The following is an 18,854-nucleotide window of genomic DNA, read 5'->3' on the forward strand; positions in this document are numbered from 1 at the left end:
CTTAACTGGGGTCTGCCTCACTTTGTGTGGAGATCGGACAATTGGATGGGCATCATCCGCGCTCTGAGAAGCTCTGCACCCGCTCGGCCATACATAGCGCGCTTGATCGTCTTCAGTCGGTTGATCTGACCTTCCGCTTGACCATTGCTCCAAGGCAGGTCGATGGCGTTACAGACGGCGTCGATATCGCGGCGAAGGACGCGGGCAAAACGGGCCAGGAAAACCAGGCCAGAATGAATGGCATCATCAATCCAATCTTCGAGCCTTGCCGAATTTCGGCTATGAAATATTCCGCGAAACCGCATGGATAAGCTGCGCAAAGTCGCAAAGGTATCTGATCCCTGCTTGAGGGCGTCCACTTTCCGCTCTTGATTGACGGTCAGCGCGCCGCGCGGCTTGATGCAGAGAGCAGCGGCGACAACCGGCGAGATCCAGTGGCCAGTGTGCGGATCACGCACAGGCGCATTATCGTATGTACTGTCGACGACGCCAACCCGAGCCGGCGCCGCATCATCCTTATCCTTATCCTTATCCTTATCCTTATCCGATTCCGGTCTCTCGGCGCGGCGCCAGGTTGCCAGGAGGCGTTCAAGATTGGAAAAGCTGCCGGTGTACCCGCGATGCTTGATGTCATGAAACAGATGCCGCCCACGGCGGTTGCCGTCCTTCCAACATTGGGTGAGAAAGGCTTCGAAATACAGGGGAGATGTCGGCTGCAACGCTCCCCTGCGTCGGTCGGGTGGCGTTTCAAACGTCAGCCATTTCGCGATGCTGCGGCGGCCATATCCAGTGCGACGCGCAATCTCCGAGCAGGTCAGGCCTTCTTTGCTCAAGGCGTGCACCGTCTCGAACACCTCCTTCCGGGACTGCCTATGTGTCCGTCGAAGCTGATTGCGCAACCGCATTCCAGGCGCCTCCTCATGCAAAGCTCGATCGTCATGATCAGTCTCGATGTCCTCGTCTGGCAGCAGTGCCCTGCCTGTAGCTCGGCCGGAGAGGCTCATCTGTTCCTCGATCGCAAGACGCAGGTTCTGGAAGAGATGAAAGCGGTCAGCCACCTGAGACGCTTGCGGGGCACCTTCACGAGCAGCCTGCGCGTATAGCCCGCATCGATCTCGACTGACCACCTCAATGGAGGGATGCCGCTTCAACCATTGTGCAACGCTCGCCACGCTCCGGTCCTCGAGAATGTCCATGACCTTTCGGCGCTCGAGATCAACGATGATCGTGCCGTAGCGCCACGATTTCCTCCAACTCCAGTCATCGATACCGATGATCCGAGCGGGGGGCTCGTCGTCGATCTGTAAAGCCATGCGCTTCAAGTGCCGAAGGATGGTGTCGTCGCTGACCGGCATCCCGAGCTGGTTCATCAAGCGCTCTCCCGGGCGTCCGCCTGTGCCGTGCCCCAGAAGGCCGACTATGTTGGCGACCCTCTTTGTCCTGCGGGCGTAGGGCGAGGCAATATCCGGGATCGGGTCCGAGAATGTTTGCCGCCCGCACTGCCGATAACTGCAACGCCAGCGGCTCAACCGAAGCCTTACCGTCACTTCATTGCCTTGGATCGGCAGGTCCTGAAGACTGCGGTACGACCAGCCGTGCCGACGTGCGCTCTGTTTCCTGCAATCTGGACAAATGCCCGAGGATGGTCCGCAAGCCGACACAACCCAGTCACCGTCGCCGTTGGTTGCGATGCTTTGGACCTTGATGCCCGGACCGGGCGACCATTTTGATTTTGTTCTCATGCACGCCAATAGCGAAGTGCCTGCTAACGATCTATTCACCACACAAAGTGAGGCAGACCCCATTTCGACGCCGCGTCCCGGCGTCACCGAACCACGCGACGTGACGCGCGTGTTCAAGCTCATCAGCGCACCGTGGACGAGAGCGAGGTTTAGTGACGTTGTTGGCCTTGCCTTGCGCTTCGATGCGCTGACCATTCCCCGCCCCGGCATGGTCAATGAAATGGAGTGGAGCGAGGTCGATTGGGATGCCGAACGCTGGACTATTCCAGCCGTCAAAATGAAGACCGGTTGGGACCATGTCGTGCCTTTGTCACGGCAGGCAGTAGCAATCCTGCGCAGCGTTCAGAAGCTGACCGGGCATCGCCGGCACGCATTTTCCTGCTCGAAGGACGCGCCGCTATCAAACAACACGCTCAACAAACGCTTGCGGCTGCTTGGCATTGACACCAAGACTGATCATTGTGCCCACGGATTCCGGACCACCTTCTCGACCCTGTCTCACCACGAGGAGATCAAGGACGCCAAGGCATGGGATGGCGATGTCGTCGAGCTGCAGCTCGCGCATCTCGACAACTCTACTGTGGAAGGGCTCTACAAGAAGCACGGACCGCTCGCGCTGATCGGCTCGCGCACGAAACTGATGCAGCATTGGGCTGATCGGATCGACCACTGGCTCGATCCCAAGAGGGTGATGCCGATCAAGGGCGGCGCGCAGGCCTGAGCACCTATCATCAGGCGTGGTTAATATGCGCAGTTCTATATGGACGGGTTGAGGATGGATTTCCATGGCGGGCGAGCCGCATTCGATCAAGATCATCGACACCGAGATCTGCAGCGCCAGGCTGAAGGCGGAGCATCCGGAGTTATTCCACTACACCGACCGCGGCGGCTTCGAGCCGATCGTGAAGACAAACACGCTGTGGGCGACGCACTTCCGCCATCTGAACGACGACCTCGAGATCGCAACCTTGAAGCCGCAGCTGCAGGAGACGATGTCGGCGGTCCTGGGGCGCGAGGTCAAGAAGCAGAACTCCGGGACCAGAAACCAGTATTACCACGCCGGCGGCGCCGCGCCGATGGCCCGCGATTTCGTGAAGAGCCTCTACGCGTCCACTTTCGAGCGGGACGATCCCCAGTTCGCGGTTGACGCCTACACGACATCGTTCTCGACACATGCCGCCGACACACCGTACGAACGGGAGAACGGCCTCGAGAGCCAGTGGAAATTCTATGCGCATGACGGTTTCTGTCTGGTGTTCGATACGGACAAGCTCGGCGATCTGCTCGGCGGCGAGTTCGACAGGCTGGACTTCACGCACCTGAATCTGGAGGACGTCAGGTATCTGCGGGACGGGGCGCGGCTGCCGGACTACTTCGATTTCATCGAGCCGGCGCTGCAGGTGGTCGCCGAGCAAATCTTCAGGAGGTTTCAGAAGCAGGAGATGGGCACCATCGAATTCCTGCGATGCGCCACGCTGCTGAAGCGGTCGAAATTCCGCGCGGAGCGCGAGTTCCGGATCGTCGCCATCCCCGGCGCGCCCGGCTATCAGGAGCAAAGCGCTCGGAAATACCCGGATGTGTTCGTGAAGAGGTCGATCGCGGCGATCGAGGACGCACCCAAGCGGCATATCACGCTGTTCGCCGGTGCGGAGGCCAAACTGCCGATCAAACGCGTGATCGTCGGTCCCTCGGAACGGCAGGCCGAGAATGCCGAGTTCGCCCAGTCCATCGTAGGCTGCGAGGTCGTCCTGTCGAAGCCCCGGCCCTGACCGTCTACCGGATCAGGTTCGAGCGTCAATGGGGCACGTCAGTCGTGATGACGAAGCGAAGCTGTTGAAAGGATCGTCGATAATGCCAAGTCTGGCCGGCACGTACGCACCGCGCAGATCCGTGCGATCAATCCTTGGCAAGGTCGCTCAGCTGATCCAGCGCCGGACTGCTGCCGTAGACGTAGACCCCGCATTCGGTCCCCGCGTATGCCCATGCGAGCAAGGCTCGTATCCCGCAAGCAGCGCACCGCGCCTCGTCTTAGATTCCAAGCCCGGCAGATATCCACCCCACGCCGCCAAAGCCCGCGCGTCCCCTGCAGCGGAAGAAGCCGCCGCGACGGTGGCCGACCGCATTCGTGATGTCGCGATACCTGAGAGCAACGATAACCTTCACCCACGCGTACAGGCCTGGATCGCCGGTCACAAGAACGGCAGAAAGAGCTCGAGCTAGAGAACAGGAATCGCCGTCGGGACATCGGTTGGGCGTCACCCTTGATCCCTGACCTGACAGAGCGCGATCTCTATCGTTTCAGAGCCACCAGCGCGATATTTTGTGCAGTTGAGAAGGCTGGTGGCACAATCGAGAAATCGTCAGCTTCAGGCAAGGTAACGTTCTTGATCGACGGGCACCAAGTCGAGTGCTCAATCGTTGAAAAGATGGTGCAGTCTCTCAAGCAATGGGAGGAACAACGCAAATGGACGCTTTCACCGACTATTGTAAGTCGGGACTGGATTCTTCAGGCTTTCTGCGGGGCTGTATTTCATTCGATCTCGGCCGCAATTTCGCCGATCGCGTCATAAACCAGATCGAGTTCGCCCGCCGTGCTGCAATATGGCGGCATGATGTAGATCGTGTTGCCAAGCGGCCGGACAAGCACCCCCCGCGCGAGAAAGCCCCGATAGAGCCGGGGACCGATATCGGCCATATAGCCGGCATCAGTCGCTGCGATGTCGAGCGCTGCGATGGTCCCGATCTGGCGGACATTCGCAAAACGCCGGTCGTCGCGGAAGCCATCGAGGCCTTTGGTATGGAAAGCAGTCACACCCGCGATGCGCTCCATCACAGGCTCTCGCTCCCAAATCTCTAGATTCGCGAGAGCGGCCGCACAAGCGATCGGGTTCGCAGTATATGAACTGGAATGAAAGAAGGTCCTAGTTCGATCCGTTGAATAATGCGCGTCGAAAATGTCTGCGCGGCAGAGAGTCACCGCCAACGGCAGTGAGCCTCCGGTAAGCCCCTTAGAATAACACGCGATGTCCGGCGCGACGCTAGCCTGCTCGCAAGCAAACAGTGTACCGGTCCGTCCCCATCCTGTCATCACTTCATCGGCGATAAAGAGAACGCCGTGGGCTTCGCAATTGCGTTTCATTTCCGCAAGAACCCAGGGAGGATAGATCAGCATGCCGCCTGCGCCGAGGATCAAGGGTTCGACGATGAACGCGGCGATCGCCCCCTTCCGGCATGCTGCGTTCAACGCATCCAGTGTCGCCTGCTCACGGCCCACGGATGGAAATGGAAGCCGCTCGACATCGAACAGAAGGGGATCGTAGGGCGCATTGAAGACACCACGTTCACCAACCGACATACCGCCGACCGTATCGCCATGATAGGCGCCTTCGAGAGCCAGAATACGGCTGCGGCTCTCACCTTGGTGTCGCCAGAAGCCAAGCGCCATTTTCAACGCGACTTCGACCGACGTCGACCCACTATCAGAAAAAAAGACGTATTCAAGCGCCGGTGGCGCAATCCTAATGAGATGTCTTGCAAGCTTTTCTGCCGGCTCATGCGTAAAGCCAGCGAAGACCACCTGATCGAGACGATCCACTTGGTCCTTGATCGCCTGCACTATGTGCGGATGGCGATGCCCATGGGTCACGACCCACCAAGAAGAAATGGCGTCGAAGATACGGCGACCGTCGGCGGCCTCGAGCCAGGCGCCCTCACCTCCGGCGATCAGCACCGCCTCTGGCTGTAATGCATGCTGAGTGAACGGATGCCATACGGGAGACATCGATTTCATCCGGCAGAGTCCTTCAGGAAATCACCAGTATTAAAATGGAGCGCAAAGGCCGCCCGCAGCACGTCACCGGTTAGCGGCGCGAGATGTGGAAGACGGCCAAGGCGCCGGGCATGACCCATTTCGATGATGATCCGCTCGGATTCGGCATTCTCGTCACCAATGAAGACGATGCCCAGAAGCGGAATGCCGCGAGTGCGCAGAGCCTCTATCGATAAGAGGCTGTGATTAATTGTTCCAAGTGTCGTGCGGGCACATAGCGCCACCGGCGCTCGCCACCGCCCGATGACATCGATGTAAGCGACTTCGCGCGTCAACGGCACCAGCAACCCGCCCGCCCCCTCCACGATCAGCGGCCGGTTCGTCTTCGGCAGAACGAGCGCGTCTGGATCGATGGTAATGCCGTCTATCTCGGCAGCAAGATGCGGCGAGGCCGGCGTCTTCAGCCGGTAGGCTTCCGGCAACACGCGTTCTTCGGACAGACCGGAAAGCCGCAGGACCGTTTGCCTGTCTGTCTCCTCCAGGAGACCGGCCTGGATCGGCTTCCAATAGATCGCACCAAGTGCACTAGCGAGCGCGGCCGAAAACACAGTCTTGCCAACGCCCGTATCGGTACCAGTTACAATAATGCGCGCAGTCATGCGGCTTTCCGCATGTCTTCAGCCAGTCCTGCAAACAAATCTACGACGATGGCCTCATCGACGTTCGCCGTCAGCGCGATGCGGAGGCGCGCAGTGCCCTCGGGAACGGTCGGCGGACGTATCGCCCGGATATCAAAACCTCTGCGCTGCAAGGAAGCTGCGAGAGAGACAGCTGCCTGATCGTCGCCGATGACAACTGGAAGAATATGCGAACCGGAGGGCTCGATGTTGCAGCGACGGCGAAGCTCGCTTCCCGCGAATTGAACCAAACGGGCGAGTCGATCCCGGCGCTCGGGATTGGTTCGGGAGAGTTCCAGGGCCACGCGTGTGACCGCGGCCATCAGCGGCGAAGGTGCGGTCGCAAAGATGAAAGGGCGGGCGCGGTTGACAAGAAAGTCGCGGATAATTCTCGGCGCAAGGATAAACCCGCCAACCGTGCCAAGTGCCTTGCCGCAAGTATGCAGTGTGATGACATTGTCGCGCCCCTCGAAGGGTGCAGCGAGCCCCCGCCCCTGCGGCCCTAGCACGCCGGTAGCATGCGCCTCATCGATAACGACCATGGCCTCGTGGCGATCCGCAACAGCAAACAGTTCAGCCAGGTCAGGGCTGTCGCCGTCCATACTGTAGAGGCTTTCAACCGAAAGCCAGGGCCGACCTTTGCCTCCGGCCGCACGCCAGCGGACGATCGCTGCATCGAAGGCGTCGACATTTTTATGCGGAACCCCGACGAAATCAGCACGTCCCCGACGCAGACCTTCGTGGACGCTTGCATGGATCAATTCGTCATGGACCACGAGATCCCCACGTTGCGGCAGAGTCGAGAAGATTGTGAAATTCGCGACATAACCGCCACCAAAATAGAGCGCCAGGAAGTACCGTGGCTCCTTGCAGATCTATGGTATGTCTCGCGCTTGGCACGTCGCTGTTGTCGCCGACCCATACAATCTTGCCGTCGAGAACAACAAGTGCATCTGCTGGGCGCTGATCGTCGGCCGACTTGTAAATTCGCCCGTTGATCAGCCGAGTCGGTGCCGTTTCATCGTTCGTCAACGCACGCTCTCCTTAGGAAGCCGAAAGATCCACCACTCTCCGCTGCAGCGCGGAAAGAAGACCCTATAGTCGGTCTGATCACCTGCCGTCGGTTCATTCGAATGCGCCTTATTCGGGCTGCGGCAAGCAATTCATCCGAACACAGACCAGTTCATTTCCGTCGTAAGGGTCTGAAGAGCGGCAGTCCCAAACTTGGAATTGCCGTGCTCGTTTAGACCAGGCGACCAGACCGCAACGGACGCTACGTCCGGCACAATCGCCAGAATGCCTCCTCCAACGCCACTCTTGCCCGGGACACCAACACTGAAAGCGAAGTCACCGGAACCGTCATAGTGCCCGCAAGTCAGCATGAGAGCGTTGACACGACGAGCGCACTGCGGCGACACTACCGATCGGCCGGTGGAAGGATTAACGCCACCGAACGCAAGGTATCGACCTGCGAGTGCAAGTTGCCGGCAACTCATTGCTACCGCGCACTGGTGAAAATAGACCCCAAGCGCGAGTTCGGGGGGATGAAGAAGATTCCCGCACGCCATCATAAAATTCGCCAAGGCGAAGTTCCGGAATCCTCCGGTCTTCTCAGCAGCGGCCACTTCGGAATCGATTAGTATTCCATCGTCGTCCGACAAAAACCGGAGGAATCGGAGCGTTTCCCCGATGGCTTCCTTCGGTTCATGTCCAGCGAGTAGAACGTCACACAGAACGATGGCCCCCGCATTGATGAATGGATTTCGCGGAACGCCATTCTCGTACTCTAACTGCACGATCGAATTGAACCGATTTCCCGAGGGTTCACGACCCACCCGTTCCCACAGCGCATCCCCGATCTTGCCGAGAGCCAATGTAAGCGCGAACACCTTCGATATGCTCTGGATGGAAAACGGTTCCTCTGCGTCGCCGACCGAGATTACTCCTCCGTCCCGCATGGCGACCGCAATACCGAATTTCCCAGGATCAATCCTGCCGAGCGGGGCGATGTATTCCGCCAACGCGCCGTAATCGCGCCTCACCGACACTTGGCGTAGGATGGCATCAAGGATCATCCGTAAAGACTGGTTTTGATCCAAACGTTCGGTCTTCGCCGCCGACGGCGATGCCATCACTTCAACCAACCTCCTCAATGGATACCCTCTCCGATCCACGGGGCCTCGGTTCGATCTGAGTTCATCCGAGGTACCCAGTTATATCGGCAAAAACGAAGCCCGCTCGATCTGCCTGCTGGGCGAGCAGAGAACCCTGATGCCTTTCCGACGCGGCCAGGCGACCCATCGCCCGCTATGGATGGAAGACCCTGCCACGACAACATCTGCTGTTCGCACCCAACAACTGCATTCCAAGCGCGCAACTTCGCGCCGTCGCCTCGGTTCGTTATACGAACAACGGTTCGAATATTTGCGTTTTTTTCGCATCAGCACAAGCCCAAATCCCCATGCTCCGGCGGCACGGCGCTTCTCCCCTTTGGGACCAAATATCTTGAAATTAGCGGGAGAATGCTTTAGTCATGTTCTATATAAGAACGTATGTTCGATAAGCGAACGAATGAGGATGAGGATGTCCAAAGTGAGATTCGTCCAGCCGGACGGCCGAGACAGCGTGATCGAGGTAGTATCCGGGGTCAGCGTTATGCTCGCCGCGGTCCGCAATGGTGTACCCGGAATCGAGGGTGAATGTGGCGGTTGCCTTGATTGCGCTACGTGTCACGTCTACGTCGACATCGCGCAGGTCGCCGCGCTTCCCTCGCCCAACGACGATGAGCATGAGCTCTTGGCCACGGTCGCATCACCACGAAAATCGAATAGCAGGCTGAGTTGCCAACTCAAATCGCCATTTCCCACCGAGACGCTCACGATCTATGTACCAGAGGCACAATCATGACTGGTCTCGTCGTCATCGGGTCGTCATATGCAGGCGTGCAAGGTGCACTCTCCGCACGCGATGCCGGATTTTCCGAGCCAATCACGATCGTTTCCGACGAAGAATGGTTGCCCTACCAACGTCCCCCGTTGTCGAAAGATTTTCTTGTCGACCTCGCGACGACAGAAGAAAACCTCGTGTTGCGCGATAGAGCTTTTTTCGCCAATAAAGCTATCGATTTATTGCTCGGCGCCCGCGCCATGGAGATCGACAGACGGTCGCGAAAGATAGTGCTTGGCGACCGTTCCGAACTGGTCTTCGACAAACTCCTGATTGGGACCGGATCCCGTGCGAGAAAATTGCCTCTTCCAGGAGCCGATTTGGAAGGTGTCCGATATCTGCGGACAATGCAGGACGCGATCGCTCTCAAGACTTCCTTGCGGCGCGCTTCTGAAATCGTCGTTGTCGGTGGCGGGTTCATAGGTCTGGAGGTAGCAGCCTCGGCCTGTAAGCTAGGGAAGAGGGTCACCGTGCTCGAAAGCGCATCGCGAATCTTGGAGCGGGCCGTATCACCGACTGTCTCCGAATATCTGCTCAACATGCACCTGCAGCACGGTGTGGATATAGCGGTTGGCGAAACGGTGGTATCGATCGACGGGGAAAACGGCCGCGTCGCTTCGGTTAGCGGCAAGACTCGGGGGCGAATCCCGGCCGACCTCGTCTTGATCGGCGTTGGAGGCCTTCCAAACGATCAGATCGCGAGAAATGCGGGCTTGAGATGCACGAACGGAATCGTAGTCGACGACCACGGGGGCACCAGCGACCCCGACATCTTCGCCGCAGGAGATTGCGCAACGCACTACAACACTTTCGGGCGCGATTGGCTTCGTCTTGAATCCGTTCAGAACGCCCAAGATCAAGCAAAAGCCGCGGGTCTAGCGATCGCCGGGAACGCAGCCCCTTATGCGACCGTGCCGCGGTTTTGGTCCGATCAGTACGACGCGAAGCTGCAAATAGTTGGGATATCACACAACTTCGACGCGCAGGCGATACGGGGTTCGATCGGCGACGGAAAATTCTCGGTTTTCTACTACAAGCAGGGCAAGCTGATCGCGGTGGACAGCGTCAGCCGACCTGGAGACCAGATGGCCGCTCGCCGGCTCATTGCAGAGGGAATATCCCCGCACCCTGACCGGATTGCTGACCTGTCCTTTGACCTTAAATCCGTTCTCAGATGATCGGGCGACGATGATGTATGGTCTGAAGATGCGGGATCTTGCTAAGCAAGCGGCTGGGGCACGGTACGGCTCACACGAAATGCCAAAACTCAAGCGGAAGAAGCGAGAGGGACCCGAGTTCATCGAAAGCTTGTCCCCCGTCAGCGCCCCTGAGACAAATTGAGGGACTTCAGGTAGGGAGGATTGATGGTTCATCGTAGCCGTAAGGAGCGAGATGAAACAGAAATCCGGGCCGGGCAAAGCGCCGGCAGAACAGGTGCTGAAGGACATCCGGCGTCGGACCCGTCGGCAGTACTCGGCGGAAGAGAAGATCCGCATCGTGCTGGAGGGACTGTGCGGCGATGAGAATATCTCCGAGCTGTGTCGCCGCGAGGGCATCGCCGCCTCGATGTATTACGGCTGGTCGAAGGAGTTCCTTGAAGCTGGCAAGCGCCGGCTGGCGGGCGACACGGCGCGCGCCGCGACCTCCGGCGAGGTGAAGGATCTTCGTCGCGAGGCCACCGCCCTCAAGGAGGTCGTGGCCGATCTGATCCTGGAGAACCGTCTGCTTAAAAACGTATGGCTCGCCCCGTCTGCAAGTGTTTTGTTAATTTGGCTGATCAATCTGCACCAACGTATCCGGTCTCAGGAACGTATCCTGGCCAAGATGGAGCTCCGCGCATTCCGATCCTCATAAGCATGACGGCGATTATCGCCATTTTTTTAATCAGGTTTTCGAAATGCCGTTCGACTGTCGGCCATCTTCACACTACCACCCACAGACATTCGAAGGTCTTGGACGTCATATATGTTGAACGGTCCTCGACCGGTTGTGATTATGCAGGCTCTCTCACCGCCACTGCCTCGAAAGCGGTACCGTTCCGCAGCACACACCAGATAATCCGCGCCATCTTGGCAGCCAGCGCGACGACGACCTTGTTGATATGCGCTCTTGCCAACAAACTCCGCAGCCAGCTTCCAAGGATTGTCTGACCTTTTGACAGCGTCGGCAACGCTGCTCTGGCACCGTGGATCAGCATCTTGCGCAAGTAACCATTTCCTCTCTTGCTGATCCCCAAGAGTTTAGGCCGTCCGCCGGTCGTCATCTGACGGGGCACAAGGCCAAGCCAGGCAGCAAGATCCCGACCATGGCCAAATGCCTGCGCATTGTCGATCGCCGCCACGAAAGCTGTTGCGTTCAAAGGACCCACACCCGGGATCGTCACCAGAAGCCTGCATGCTTTGTCCGAGCGGGCATAAGCCTTGAACTCCTCATCAAACGCCGCGATGCGACGATCCAGATCGTGCCATTGACCTTGCATGTCCTCGATGAGGGTCCGGATTCTTGGGCTGACAGAAGCAATATCTGCATCCATCAACATCGCGAGGCTAGTTTCCAACTTTCTGCGGCCTCGAGACATGATGATCCCACGCTCCAGCAAGATGGCCCGCAATTGATTAATGAGCGCTGTTCGCTCTGCAACAAGGCGATCACGCGCGCGATGTAATATCTGCATGTCGAGTTGTTCTTCGCTTTTCAGTTCAACGAAACGCATCGCTGGCCGGCTGGCGGCCTCGGCGATCGCTTCCGCGTCACGATCGTCGTTCTTCTGCGCTTTGACGTAAGGACGGACATATTCCGGTGGCATTAGCCGTACCTCATGCCCCTGTTTCTGAAACAGGCGTCCGAGGTGATGAGCCCCACCACAAGCCTCCATTGCAACCACACAGGCCGGTAGGCCCGAAACGAATTTGATTACGCTCTCACGCCGCACGCGACGGCGCAGGAGAACGCGCCCCGCTTCGTCGAGACCTGCCATGCTGCAGCTATTCTTCCCAAGGTCGATACCCAGAATTGCGATCTGCATTGCTCTACTCCTATGCTTGATGGATCCTGAGCAACAATGCGCCAGGAAGGAGGGGCGAGCCATTCCATAAGTATGAACGGGGATGGGGAGGACGAGGCATGAGGTATCCTGCATCCGTGAAGGCCGAGATCATCCAGCTGGTCGAGCAATCGCACCTGCCGGCCAAGCGCACGCTGGACAAGCTCGGCATCCCCCGCGCCACGTTCTATAGATGGTACGATCGCTACCGCGAGGGCGGCATTGAGGCGCTCGCTGACCACCGGTCCCGACCGGACCGCGTCTGGAATCGGATTCCGGACGATGTGCGAGGCCAGATCCTCGACCTGGCGTTGGAGGCTCCCGAGCTGTCGCCGTGCGAGCTGGCCGTGCGGTTCACCGACGAACGAAAGTACTTTGTCTCCGAGGCTTCGGTCTATCGGCTGCTGAAGGCGTACGACCTGATCACCAGTCCGGCCTATGTGGTGATCAAGGCGGCGAATGAGTTCAAGGACAAGACAACCGCCATCAACCAGCTCTGGCAGACCGACTTCACCTATCTCAAGATCACCGGCTGGGGCTGGTATTATCTATCGACCGCGCTCGATGACTTCTCGCGCTACATCGTAACTTGGAGACTTGGTCCCACCATGTGCGCTCCCGACGTCACGGCGACGCTCGAACAGGCGCTCGCGGCCGCCAGCCTCGATGGCGCCACCGTCGTGCATCGACCGAGGCTCCTCTCGGATAACGGTTCGTTATACGTGGCAGGCGATCTCGCCACGTGGCTCGAAGACAAGGGCGGAGCATGTGCGGGGCGCCCCGTATCACCCGCAGACCCAGGGAAAAATCGAGCGCTGGCACCAGACCCTGAAGAACCGCATTCTGCTCGACAATTACTATCTGCCTGGAGACCTGGAGCAGCAGGTCAATGCCTTCGTCGAGCATTATAACCACGTGCGCTATCATGAGAGCATCAACAACCTCACTCCCGCCGACGTCTATTTCCGCAGGGCTGAGATGATTCTCGCCGAACGTCAGCGCATCAAGCGCGCCACCATCGCAAACCGTCGCTTGCAGCATCGACTGCAGGCCGCTTAAACTCTACCCCCTGATGAGCCAGAGCCTCTTTTCTCGAAATGCCTGATTAGTCTCAAGTTATCTGACGACGGACAATCGAAAGCTTAGATAGTGGGTCTTCGCGTCCTGCAGTCCTGTCGATTGTAAAGGCCTCCCTCTGTAGTCTTCCGTGAAGAACTCTGATCTCAGGCCGGATTGATCAAAAGTTCCGGAGAGAGCACGGTCAGGATTTGGCGCAATAAGGGCCTGATCCATCGGATGAGCCGGCGGAAATTGTAGCCGGCAGCGATGTGCCGGGTGTCTCCGACCGAGCAAAAACCTCGTCCGCGATCTCTAAATCTTCAAAATTTCAGATGCTTTTTGTAGGCCACGGCGTCCATGTCGCGAACATCGATGCTAATGCTGTAAGTGTGCAACAGAAGTTCGACAAGCGTTTTGCGTATTGCGACGCTCAGGGCCTCCTTCTGTTGGGGTGTCCTCCCGACAATCATGTAAAACGAAACGTGAAAGAAGGACTTCGCCTCACCGGCGACGAGATAATTATCGAAAGCCTGGGCGCGGATCTTTAAATCTTCAGCTTTGACGATACCTGTGGCAGCGGCCGCGCGATGAAGTTCCAAAAGGATTTCAGATAACGGTGGCATGCTCTGGTCGAGCGAATAGTGACAAACGATGTGCGGCAACGAAATTGCTCCTTGGGACCGCGTTACGGGAAGATTTGCCCTGACTATCACAATCGATCAAATGGCGACGTACACCGTTTCATTGGTGCTGAGCAGGTGCACGCCAGACCGATAGATCGGCACTCATCATGTCAAAATAGCTCAAAATACTCGCGTTGCTCCCACTCGCTGACCTCTGATTGGAACCGTTCAATTTCTGCGTTTTTAATGTGAACGTAATAGTCAATAAACTGTTCGCCAAAGGCGTTCCGGAAAAAGGTATCTTCGTTCAGAGCGAGGACCGCTTCTCGCAAGGATGTGGGCAACAGACTAGCCTTGGTCTCGTAGGGCGTATCGGACGACAGTCCAGGATCGAGCGAACGGTCGATTCCATCAAGTCCCGCCAGAATTTGAGAGGACATATATAGATATGGATTGGCCGCCGGCTCGCCTATACGATTTTCAAGACGCGTTGCTTGGTTACTGGGCCCACCAAGCACCCGTATCATCACGCCTCGATCGTCACGTCCCCAAATGGCCCGATCAGGAGCGAGCGAGTACGAGCGATATCGCTTGTATCCGTTAATGGTGGGAGTGGAGAAAACGGCCGACGCACGCGCGTGGCCAAGCAACCCCGCCATGTATTGCTTTCCGAGTTGGGAAAGCCCCTCATCTCTAGACATAAACGCGTTTTCACCATTTGCCACGGAAACCAAGGTTTGGTGAAGATGCCATCCCGACGACATCACGTTTGGAATTCGCGGCCGACACATAAATGTGGCATGATACCCATTCCGCGTGCAGATCTGCTTTACCGCACTGCGGAATAAGGTCACTAAATCCGCAGACTCCATTCCTACGGTCGGTTGGAAAACGAACTCGCACTGGCTTGGGCCAAACTCGATTTCGATTGAACGCAGGGGCAAACCAAGCTCAACAATATCTCGCCTAATCAGCTCTAGGGCCGGCTCCATCTGATCGTAGCGTTGCTCGGTTAGATATTGATAACCCTGCGTCAAGAGGCTTACGGCTGGCGGCTCGCCGGGCTGCCCGGGTAATCCCGCGTCGGTTAACGCGAGACGCGGGCTTTCGAGTTTGAAGATGTGGCATTCGACCTCGACACCGGCTTTAAAATTGTAGCCTCTCCTTTCAAGTTTTTCGAGTACAGATCTATACAATCCGCGCGTAGCAAACGGCACAGGACGTCCGTCGGTAAAGTACAGGTCGCATAAACACCAACCGGTAGTGGGTGCCCAAGGTAATACCTTAAACGTACTGGGGTCCGCCACCATCACGATGTCGCTACCGCCCTGCATCTCCTTCATTCCGAAACCACCGCCCGGAGTGAACACCGGGAATACATTGCGGTTCGAAGTATCCTTGACCAGGAGCGTGGTCGTGACGGAGCAGCCAGCCTCAAGTGAGGCCAACGCCTCGCCTGCGACCAGCGTCTTGCCTCGTAGAACCCCATGTTGATCGGGAAACGAGAATCGAACGGTTTGCAAACCCTTCTCTTCCGCGAGTTGCCGGAACCGAGACGCTGCTTCGTGCTGTTCAGCAGACCATAGATTATAATTCTTGACGAAACTCAAAGTGAACTCTCCCTGGGCTGCGGTTTACTCAGCGGCGGTTAGACGAGAAATTTTCTGCGCGATATCTGATGGCACCGGGGCAGCCCAGGGAGCGCCCCGCCGCCTCTTGACGTCGACTTCCATCCAGTAGGTTTCCCAACCTTTTGTCGGACCGATGCCATCCATTGACGCTGGCCCCTGAATACTTCGCGCATTTGCGTCATCTAGGAACATCAACGGCTTGCCTCCCGAAGCAACCTTTTCGATCTCTTGCCTCAGCAGTTTTCGATACTGGATAATTGCCTTATCAGTTTGACCCAGGTGCTCACGTGTGCGGTTCTGGATTGCACCCATCGACTCCACCGCCCACTGATCGTGGACGTTGATGTCCGCTCCCATGCCGGTATAGGTGTCGGTCGCCTGCTCGTGTGGATCAAACCCGTAGTCGTTGGATTTGTCTTTTCGGGAGCGATACTCTGGAAGTTCGTAGAGTTCCAGACGTTGCTCTCGCATCTTCTCCTTATTCACCGGCGTCGTATAGCTGGTGAATATTCCGTACCAATAGCAATTCTCATCGTCGATCGGCACGTGCCATTGGGTGATCATCATTTCCGTGCTCATCGGGATGACGAACGCTTGCGGAAATAGCTGATTGGTGACACGAACGTGCGTTCGTTCGCTGTCAATTTCGCGCAAAGCAATTAACCGAAGACCGTATTCTGTCAATTCAACGTTGATAATCGGGCGGTCACATTCCCGCATGATTTTTGTAATCGGTATTTCGCTGTCGGCAGACGTGCCGCGGAATTGCTTTCCGTATGCCGTTGATGCGTCCTCGTCTTGGAAGAAACGGTGCAAGAATGAAGAATGCGCCGGATCGATCCCGATCTCGAGCGCCTGCAACCAGTTGCACTCCATCAGCCCCTTGAAGGCGAAGGTGTAAGCTTCGGGCGCGGCGAAGCAGTCAATATCAGGAAACGCCGGCGGCTCGCCCTCACCTAAGTATGCCCAAAGAATACCCCCCTTCTTCATAACGGGGTAGGCGCGCTGCTTGATATTCTTGCAGAGCGACGAGCCTATTGGCTCGGCCGGGGTCTCCAGACACTGCCCGCTTGCGTCGAACAACCAACCATGGAAAGCGCAACGAAGCCCACCGCGTTCGAGCCGCCCAAATGCTAGGTCAGCGCCACGATGCGGGCAGTCACGATCCATCAGCCCATACTGTCCGTCCTCGCTCTTAAAGAGCACGAGGTTCTCCCCAAGAAGCTTGACGGCCATAATCGGCCTGGGGCCATCGAGTTCGTCCACGAGGGCCGCCGGTTGCCAATACATCCGCATCAATTTGCCAGCGGCTGTCGCTGGGCCTACTCGGCTAATGAGATCGTTTTGCTCTTGACTCATCATGGGCTGGATTCTCCTTCGATCTTGATTTCTTCCGGGCGGTATATGTCGCCTCAGCGTAAGGTTGTCTGTCTTTCGGATCTGCTTGAGCGTCTAACTTTCGCCAGCCGCCGCTACGTATCGCGACACTCTCTGCATCAGCTGCTTTCGGCTCTTGTCGCCGTACACATCTGGCTGCGCTTGTTCTCCTCATCAGACAAACAGGCGCATTTCGTTTTGTGCGATATACGAACGTTTGTCCGAAATAAAATGCCTCCACGGCGCTCTGAAAGCAAGCGGATTATTTTGTCGAGCGCACGTATCCGGTTTCATAGCGGAAGTGCCTTCGCTCCGGATGATTTAAGTACTCGCGACACGTTGGGCTTAGCCTCATCGAGCGATCTAGACGCTGCGCGCGGTTCATGCGGTATTCAACGGCAAGATGAAGCTCTCCACCGCGGCGCTGTCCCCAAGTTGCGTGACTGGGTCATCGAAGAAACGACGATGTGATCGGCCATCAGCCGATCAAGCACAGATGTGTTGGCTTTGACCTGAGCCCCTGAACTTCCGCCAAAAATTGGTAGAATCCGTCACTTCAAGGGAGACGGAGATGAAGCAGTCGAGGTTCGGCCAGCAGCTTCTTTAGCTTTGCATTCTCGTCGGTCAGAACCTTCAGGCGGCGGCCTCGGACACATCGAGCCCGCCGTACTTCGCCTTCCATTTGTAGAACGTCGCGCTGCTGATCCCGTACTTGCGACAAACGTCCCCGGTCTTCGAGCCTCCCTCGTGCTCCCGCAGGACCGCGATGATCCGCTCTTCCGTGAAGCGATGCTCGACAACGCCATGTTGAAGGATCTCAATTCAAAAAAATGGTGACGCCCGTCGCGAAGCGACAAGCTGTGGCTCACCTTTGTTCAAGTTTTGAGGTCAACCAGCGGCGGGCGTGTGCGGTCATCGGAGCGGATCGAACCTCGGTACGCTATCGCAGCGTGCGGCCCGACGATGTTGTCATTCGCGCGAGGTTGCGCGAACCGGCCAATATCAGGCGGCGGTTTGGCTACCGTCGCCTGCCCCTGCTGTTGCGCATCGATGGCGTTTTGATCAATCACAAGAAGCTGCGGCGTCTGTACGCCGAGGAGCGGCTTCAGGTTCGACGGCGTGGTGGTCGCAAGAAAGCGCTGGGAACAAGGGCTCCGATGACATTGCCCCAAGGCCCCAACCATCGCTGGTCGCTCGACTTTGTCAGCGACACGCTGACCGACAGCCGGCGCTTCCGCATGCTCGCCGTGGTGGACGATTTTACCCGCGAGTGCATCGCATTGGTTGCCGGTACGTCGCTCCCGGGCACAAGGGTCGGCCGAGAGCTCGATGCGGTGATCGCCCGGCGTGGTCCCCCGCTAACGATCGTCAGCGATAACGGCACCGAATTTACCAGCATGGCCATCTTGCGATGGTCACAGCAGAACAGGATCGAATGGCACTACATCGCACCAGGCAAGCCTCAGCAGAACGCATTCGTAGAAAGCTTCAATGGGCGCCTGCGCGACGAACTCCTGAACGAGACGTTGTTCTCGTCCCTCAACCATGCCGCGAAGTCCTTGCCGAATGGCAGGACGACTACAACATCGTCCGCCCTCACAGCGCGATCGGCAAATCTTTCCACCGGCTACCTACGCCAAGCTCCACGCGTGCGACATGCAACGGGACGGACCGCATGAGCTGATATGGGGCTCCGCGCCCCGTCCCGTTGCATCACCGAGCCACACAGGCTCAAATAATCGAAGGATTTTCTTCCCGTCGCTGGATGAAGCTTGGGGCTCAGGTCAGCTTCCGTAGTCGGACTAATGCAACAGGGTGTCCGGTTTGCCCCGTCGCCAGCCCGCGATCAAGAACGACCGCGATCGCGAACAGACCGATGGCGCCACCCGGCGCTCACCCAGATTCAGTTGCCTTCGCGGACGTGCCGTAAGGGGCTGTACACGTTCCCCTCATTGCGAAAATGTCCACTGGCGAAGCGCGCGTCCCC

14 protein-coding genes and 5 pseudogenes are annotated in these 18,854 nt (G+C 57.6%); 8 read left to right on the forward strand and 11 right to left on the reverse strand.

Features of this window, described 5'->3' with window-relative positions; translation table 11 throughout:
• Positions 1–17: 17 nt before the first annotated feature.
• A complete protein-coding gene (locus BES08_RS30655) occupies positions 18–1,742 on the reverse strand; it encodes an ISL3 family transposase (RefSeq protein WP_155276029.1) in 1,725 nt (574 codons plus the stop codon).
• Here BES08_RS30655 and BES08_RS30660 point away from each other — a divergent pair.
• Both BES08_RS30660 and BES08_RS30665 read left to right on the forward strand, forming a co-directional pair.
• Positions 1,633–2,463: a tyrosine-type recombinase/integrase gene (locus tag BES08_RS30660; protein ID WP_231958540.1), complete on the forward strand. Its 831-nt coding sequence runs from the start codon at positions 1,633–1,635 to the stop codon at positions 2,461–2,463. The genes BES08_RS30655 and BES08_RS30660 overlap by 110 nt on opposite strands.
• Positions 2,464–2,527: 64 nt before the next feature.
• A complete protein-coding gene (locus BES08_RS30665; protein WP_069710356.1) occupies positions 2,528–3,511 on the forward strand; it encodes a DUF2971 domain-containing protein in 984 nt (327 codons plus the stop codon).
• A 761-nt stretch (positions 3,512–4,272) separates the two neighbouring features.
• Here the strand turns inward: BES08_RS30665 and BES08_RS30670 are convergent.
• From BES08_RS30670 to BES08_RS30685, 5 genes and pseudogenes are all read right to left on the reverse strand, one after another.
• On the reverse strand, positions 4,273–5,532 hold the full coding sequence (locus BES08_RS30670; RefSeq protein ID WP_069710357.1) for an adenosylmethionine--8-amino-7-oxononanoate transaminase: 1,260 nt from the start codon (positions 5,530–5,532) through the stop codon (positions 4,273–4,275).
• Positions 5,529–6,170 carry a dethiobiotin synthase gene (gene bioD, locus BES08_RS30675; RefSeq protein ID WP_069710358.1) on the reverse strand — a complete coding sequence of 214 codons (642 nt, stop codon included), beginning with the start codon at positions 6,168–6,170 and terminating at the stop codon, positions 5,529–5,531. Before bioD ends, BES08_RS30670 begins: the two co-directional genes overlap by 4 nt.
• Positions 6,167–7,036 (reverse strand): annotated as a pseudogene (locus BES08_RS30680) (8-amino-7-oxononanoate synthase); the annotation flags it as partial. The pseudogene BES08_RS30680 and the gene bioD, both read right to left, overlap by 4 nt.
• Positions 6,954–7,220 carry a hypothetical protein gene (locus tag BES08_RS33515; RefSeq protein ID WP_156800082.1) on the reverse strand — a complete coding sequence of 89 codons (267 nt, stop codon included), beginning with the start codon at positions 7,218–7,220 and terminating at the stop codon, positions 6,954–6,956. The gene BES08_RS33515 and the pseudogene BES08_RS30680, both read right to left, overlap by 83 nt.
• Positions 7,221–7,351: 131 nt before the next feature.
• Positions 7,352–8,263 (reverse strand): glutaminase, encoded by a 912-nt coding sequence (locus tag BES08_RS30685; protein WP_069710403.1) that lies wholly within the window; start codon positions 8,261–8,263, stop codon positions 7,352–7,354.
• Positions 8,264–8,771: 508 nt separating this feature from the next.
• Between BES08_RS30685 and BES08_RS32525 the strand changes: the two genes are divergently transcribed.
• From BES08_RS32525 to BES08_RS30700, 3 genes and pseudogenes are all read left to right on the forward strand, one after another.
• The gene (locus tag BES08_RS32525; protein WP_083274970.1) at positions 8,772–9,095 is read left to right on the forward strand and encodes a 2Fe-2S iron-sulfur cluster-binding protein; all 324 of its coding nucleotides are present in this window, start codon (positions 8,772–8,774) and stop codon (positions 9,093–9,095) included.
• Positions 9,092–10,312: an NAD(P)/FAD-dependent oxidoreductase gene (locus tag BES08_RS30695; RefSeq protein ID WP_069710360.1), complete on the forward strand. Its 1,221-nt coding sequence runs from the start codon at positions 9,092–9,094 to the stop codon at positions 10,310–10,312. Before BES08_RS32525 ends, BES08_RS30695 begins: the two co-directional genes overlap by 4 nt.
• A 214-nt stretch (positions 10,313–10,526) precedes the next feature.
• Positions 10,527–10,865 (forward strand): annotated as a pseudogene (locus BES08_RS30700) (transposase); the annotation flags it as partial.
• Between the two features lie 262 nt (positions 10,866–11,127).
• Here BES08_RS30700 and BES08_RS30705 read toward each other — a convergent pair.
• Positions 11,128–12,159, reverse strand: a complete 1,032-nt coding sequence (locus BES08_RS30705) for an IS110 family RNA-guided transposase (protein WP_069710361.1) — start codon at positions 12,157–12,159, stop codon at positions 11,128–11,130.
• Between the two features lie 68 nt (positions 12,160–12,227).
• On the opposite strand from BES08_RS30705, the pseudogene BES08_RS30710 reads away from it, so the two are divergent.
• Positions 12,228–13,236 (forward strand): annotated as a pseudogene (locus BES08_RS30710) (IS3 family transposase); the annotation flags it as partial.
• Positions 13,237–13,556: 320 nt separating this feature from the next.
• Here the strand turns inward: BES08_RS30710 and BES08_RS30715 are convergent.
• From BES08_RS30715 to BES08_RS32530, 4 genes and pseudogenes are all read right to left on the reverse strand, one after another.
• Positions 13,557–13,898 carry a 5-carboxymethyl-2-hydroxymuconate Delta-isomerase gene (locus tag BES08_RS30715; protein WP_069710362.1) on the reverse strand — a complete coding sequence of 114 codons (342 nt, stop codon included), beginning with the start codon at positions 13,896–13,898 and terminating at the stop codon, positions 13,557–13,559.
• Positions 13,899–14,029: 131 nt separating this feature from the next.
• Positions 14,030–15,469 (reverse strand): glutamine synthetase family protein, encoded by a 1,440-nt coding sequence (locus tag BES08_RS30720; protein WP_069710363.1) that lies wholly within the window; start codon positions 15,467–15,469, stop codon positions 14,030–14,032.
• Between the two features lie 24 nt (positions 15,470–15,493).
• Entirely contained in the window at positions 15,494–16,852 is a 1,359-nt protein-coding gene (locus BES08_RS30725; protein WP_069710364.1) for a Rieske 2Fe-2S domain-containing protein, read from the reverse strand.
• Positions 16,853–17,444: 592 nt separating this feature from the next.
• Positions 17,445–17,683, reverse strand: a pseudogene (locus tag BES08_RS32530) (transposase); the annotation flags it as partial.
• Between the two features lie 14 nt (positions 17,684–17,697).
• Between BES08_RS32530 and BES08_RS30730 the strand changes: the two are divergent.
• Both BES08_RS30730 and BES08_RS34835 read left to right on the forward strand, forming a co-directional pair.
• Positions 17,698–18,369 (forward strand): annotated as a pseudogene (locus tag BES08_RS30730) (IS3 family transposase); the annotation flags it as partial.
• Positions 18,303–18,551 carry an integrase core domain-containing protein gene (locus BES08_RS34835; protein WP_420873483.1) on the forward strand — a complete coding sequence of 83 codons (249 nt, stop codon included), beginning with the start codon at positions 18,303–18,305 and terminating at the stop codon, positions 18,549–18,551. The pseudogene BES08_RS30730 and the gene BES08_RS34835, both read left to right, overlap by 67 nt.
• Positions 18,552–18,854 lie beyond the last annotated feature (303 nt).

It is taken from the genome of Novosphingobium resinovorum (assembly GCF_001742225.1).
GTDB classification, from domain to species: domain Bacteria; phylum Pseudomonadota; class Alphaproteobacteria; order Sphingomonadales; family Sphingomonadaceae; genus Novosphingobium; species Novosphingobium resinovorum_A.

Coding starts and splice junctions, on each gene's coding strand:
- BES08_RS30665 (WP_069710356.1), top strand. CDS start 2,528: ATGGCGGGCGAGCCGCATTCGATCAAGATCATCGACACCGAGATCTGC.
- bioD (WP_069710358.1), bottom strand. CDS start 6,170: ATGACTGCGCGCATTATTGTAACTGGTACCGATACGGGCGTTGGCAAG.
- BES08_RS30705 (WP_069710361.1), bottom strand. CDS start 12,159: ATGCAGATCGCAATTCTGGGTATCGACCTTGGGAAGAATAGCTGCAGC.
- BES08_RS34835 (WP_420873483.1), top strand. CDS start 18,303: ATGGCACTACATCGCACCAGGCAAGCCTCAGCAGAACGCATTCGTAGA.
- BES08_RS30660 (WP_231958540.1), top strand. CDS start 1,633: ATGCCCGAGGATGGTCCGCAAGCCGACACAACCCAGTCACCGTCGCCG.
- BES08_RS32525 (WP_083274970.1), top strand. CDS start 8,772: ATGTCCAAAGTGAGATTCGTCCAGCCGGACGGCCGAGACAGCGTGATC.
- BES08_RS30655 (WP_155276029.1), bottom strand. CDS start 1,742: ATGAGAACAAAATCAAAATGGTCGCCCGGTCCGGGCATCAAGGTCCAA.
- BES08_RS30695 (WP_069710360.1), top strand. CDS start 9,092: ATGACTGGTCTCGTCGTCATCGGGTCGTCATATGCAGGCGTGCAAGGT.
- BES08_RS30685 (WP_069710403.1), bottom strand. CDS start 8,263: ATGATCCTTGATGCCATCCTACGCCAAGTGTCGGTGAGGCGCGATTAC.
- BES08_RS30670 (WP_069710357.1), bottom strand. CDS start 5,532: ATGAAATCGATGTCTCCCGTATGGCATCCGTTCACTCAGCATGCATTA.
- BES08_RS30725 (WP_069710364.1), bottom strand. CDS start 16,852: ATGATGAGTCAAGAGCAAAACGATCTCATTAGCCGAGTAGGCCCAGCG.